Here is a 3,713-nt window from a genome sequence, read left to right as displayed (position 1 = left end):
GAGGCTGGGAGAAATACTTCAGGGACAATGTGCCTGAATGGTCTTTCTCCCACGCAGAAAGTATTCCTTATTCTTACACCCTGGGTGCATTCTTCGAGTCAGGAATTGCAGCACCGAAGGAAAGCCTTCCCTGAAAAAAAACTCAATGTTACTGGCGTTGAACTTTTGCCACTGTGAACTAAATTCACTCAACAGCTTACCGGAACAGCCATAAGCAATTAACAGCCATGAGCGAATAGAAGTCGCTTCCTCGCCTGCTATGGCAATCACTGTGCACGGTAATAAAAGTACTCAGCTCCAAGGTAACAGAATGACACATGCCCGCCCCAATGCCATAAGCCTTGCAGTGGCTATTGCCATCAGCACTTCCATCATTAGTACAGAGGCACTGGCCGGTTTCAGGCTGGAGACAAAATCTGTCGATATTCCGGTCAATGGACATGTGGAGTTTACCCAGAGCGAGATCATAGTTCAGCCAACTTTAGGTGATGATCTGCAGCCAATACCCAAATCCATTACCACCACCTACCCTGACCAGACTCAAGTCAGAGCAGACTATCACGTTCCTTCTGAAGGCTTCACAGACGCGCTTTCTGGCATCGGTGTTGGCGTTTCCAGTGTTGATCTGTTTGAAACAGACGAGAATGATGTTGCTCAGAAGTACACCAAAGTCCTCAAGGTCGGTAATGAGGGAGTCTTCAGATTCACCCATAACCTTGCAGAAAAGAAACTGGTCATTGAAGTCAGAGAAGGAATGACGAGTCAGGATTCAATAAAGGCTGTTCGTCATCAATCAGGTGACATCGAACCATTGGAACCGTTAACGAAAATCGCCAGCCCCAAACGGCTGGTCGGAGTACTGAAAGGAGCCAATGAAAGAGCAGGAAGCCTTGGCGAAGTTGATCGCTATGTCGCCCTTGCCACCATTAAAGTAGACAAAATTGAAGTGAACGGGCGCACCTTTATGCTTCTTATGACTACAGGCGATCAGACTCCTGAACTGCAACGTCTGGGTCAATCGCTCTTCATCAATGATGAAGTGCTTTTGGCAGCAGCCACCTCTGCCTACACCCAGGTTCATGTTCTGGAGGAAGGTTTACAACAGAAAGCCCTGAATGATCTGTTGTCATACTATAAACCTGTCAGCTATGTTGAACACATCGAGGGTGAGACACAGACTTATCCTGTGCCTGCGGGTTATCCAAAACTGGAAGTGACCGGGGCTACGGGAGAAGCTATTGTTTTCCATCATCTGAAACAGAATCCGACCGACCTCGCTTTTGTGGAAGGCCTCTATAAACTCCTGGTAAAAGATTTCGCTAATAACCCCATTCCTTCAACAACCACACAGGTAAAAAAAGATAAGGTCAAAGGCTACCAGTACGTCATTCGAAACAGGCAAATGGAACTGCTGGAGGAGTTAGCTGTACAGCAAGATGCTCTACTTAGCAAAGCTAAACTGATTACGCTGACATACTATGAATCTATCCAGCAGGCATTAACCAGCGCTACTCCAGACAAAGCCGATGAATTTGAATTCACAACAGCACACATCAGATTGGCTTTATCAGTTGCCACGCCAACCTGGATGCATTCTCAACTGGTAAAATACTTCGGTTTCAAACCCGTCATTAAAAATTTTCTGACCAGTCAGCTCTTTATTCAGAATATTCAGCAAGTGGTAGCCGTTCTAAGCGGTATCAACGAAGCGCAGATCGATGCTCTTGGGGAGAACAAAAAGTTTGCTTCCAAAGTCACGGGCGACATGGCCGGACAGCTGATTGAGATAGAAAGCGAGCTGAAAGAGCAGCAACAGACAACAGAACTCAAACTCGTCCAGCTCAGAAAGGAGATGAAACTCTTAACGGAGACAATTGTTGATAGTCACCAGAAAATATACAGATCACTTCAGCTCAGGCAACGAGTTGAGAATGAGTTTCTACAGACTCTTAAAGTGATGGCAGGACTGCAACAGCTGTCACATAAACTTCAGCAGGAAGTCGAAGGCATTCCAAGGCTGGAACAACAAGTTCTTGATGCCAGAGCAGATGCCACAATAGCTCGCAACATTCAAATGGCGGCGGAGCTTGGTATTGACAACTGGGATGATACCCAGCCACTGGCAGAACAAGCCAGAATCATCAGAAAAAAAACGAATGAAATCTACAGAGCGGTGTCTGCAACAGAGCCCGCAAAAGGACAGTCCGATGAGGCTCTGAATACAAAATTGGCAGCCATTGAAGGCCATTTCGGTATTACTCCGATCGATGAAAATGATCGGGTTGCCCGCATTGAGTCCATTCAACAGCTTGTGCAACTAAGGGCAGAACTAGCCTTTAAGCCCTACCACGAACTGTCCGCTATCATTGGAGATCGGCCCGTTCCGCCCCCGGTTAGTGAAAATCAACTGCGAGCCCTTTGCCTCACTATTTTGGACTACGATGTCCAGCAATACAATATACAGCAGCAACTTGAGGCCTTTCAGCACCAACTGGCGAATCAACAAGAGCAAGAAAAACAGCAAAACCGGTTACAGAAACTTCAGCAGGAAGTCGAACAAATTCCAAAGCTGGAACAACCCGTTCGTGATGCCAGAGCAGGTGCCAAAATAGCTCGCAACATCCAAATGGCAGCAGAGCTTGGAATTGATAACTGGGATGATACCCAGCCACTGGAAGAGCAAGCCAGGCTCATCAGCCTGAAAACTCAGGAAATCAAGCAGGTAGCCGAGGTCGATCAGGAATATCTTCAGCAACAGAGCACCGGAACAGAAGCTCAAAAAATAGCTGCAACCATTGCCGCGCATTTAAACATCAAGGATTTTGATCGCGGTGCAGATATTGAGACTCAACAAAAACTTCTGATTCAGAGCATTCAGAAACTGAATGCTCAACGCGAAACATTGGACGTTCATCAAGAACGGATCCTTCAGAGAGTTCAGGAACTGAATGCTCAAAGCGATATTGACATAACTTACGACAAACTCATGCGAAATGCTTTGGCAGTGCTTTATGGTAAGAAACAGCCTGAAGACAGCACATTGGGGGATCAGATCACACTGATAGAAGCAATACATGAGAATGTAAACAAGCTTGCCAGTATGGAAGAAGAACTGGAAGACATCAGAACACCGGGGCACCCCATAACCAGGCCCGAAGTACTTGATAAACTAAGTGTCGTCGAAGAAGCACTGGAAATGGGTGATCCCGACAGCGAAGACGATGAGTATTACCGTCGTCAGGCCATTTCCGGGAGGATGCAGACAGCCATCACAGAAGCCAGACAGAAGGCTCAGGAAGAGACGCAGAATCTGCTGAAAACCGTAGAAGCAATGCTCAAAATCGAAGTCAATGAAGGAGATGACAAGGCAAAACGACTTGACAGGATTCTTACCAGACTTGACAGCGATGATGTCACCGAAAAAATGCTGGATGATATAAATAATGCACTCTGGGAAGAAGACTTCACCACTGAATACGAAAAAAGAAAAGTTAAACTTGACAGGCTTCACTGGCGCCTGAGCCTCTATGTCGAAGACGAGGATTTTCGAATCACAAGACAACAGGAACAGATGCTTATAGCTGTAGAGGACGCGCTGCTTATCGACAAGAGGGAAAACATTGCTGCCAAGGAAAGAGCCAGAGACCTGGTTGCTAAACTGGCCGATGATCTGAAAATAGAATTTGAAAAAGATGCCAGCCTGAATGAACAGA

Annotated in this window: 1 protein-coding gene; it reads left to right on the top strand. The window is 46.4% G+C overall.

The window, feature by feature from the left end; all coding sequences use genetic code 11:
• Positions 1–310: 310 nt before the first annotated feature.
• Positions 311–3,713, top strand: a 3,403-nt coding sequence (locus tag KDK19_RS17840) for a hypothetical protein (protein WP_257292503.1), incomplete at its 3' end; no start/stop codon positions are given.

The organism is Endozoicomonas sp. ONNA1, assembly GCF_024606325.1.
In the GTDB taxonomy this organism is placed as follows: Bacteria; Pseudomonadota; Gammaproteobacteria; order Pseudomonadales; family Endozoicomonadaceae; genus Endozoicomonas_A.
The sequence above is the reverse complement of the archived record's forward strand: the minus strand, read 5'-3'. Positions and strand labels throughout refer to the sequence as shown.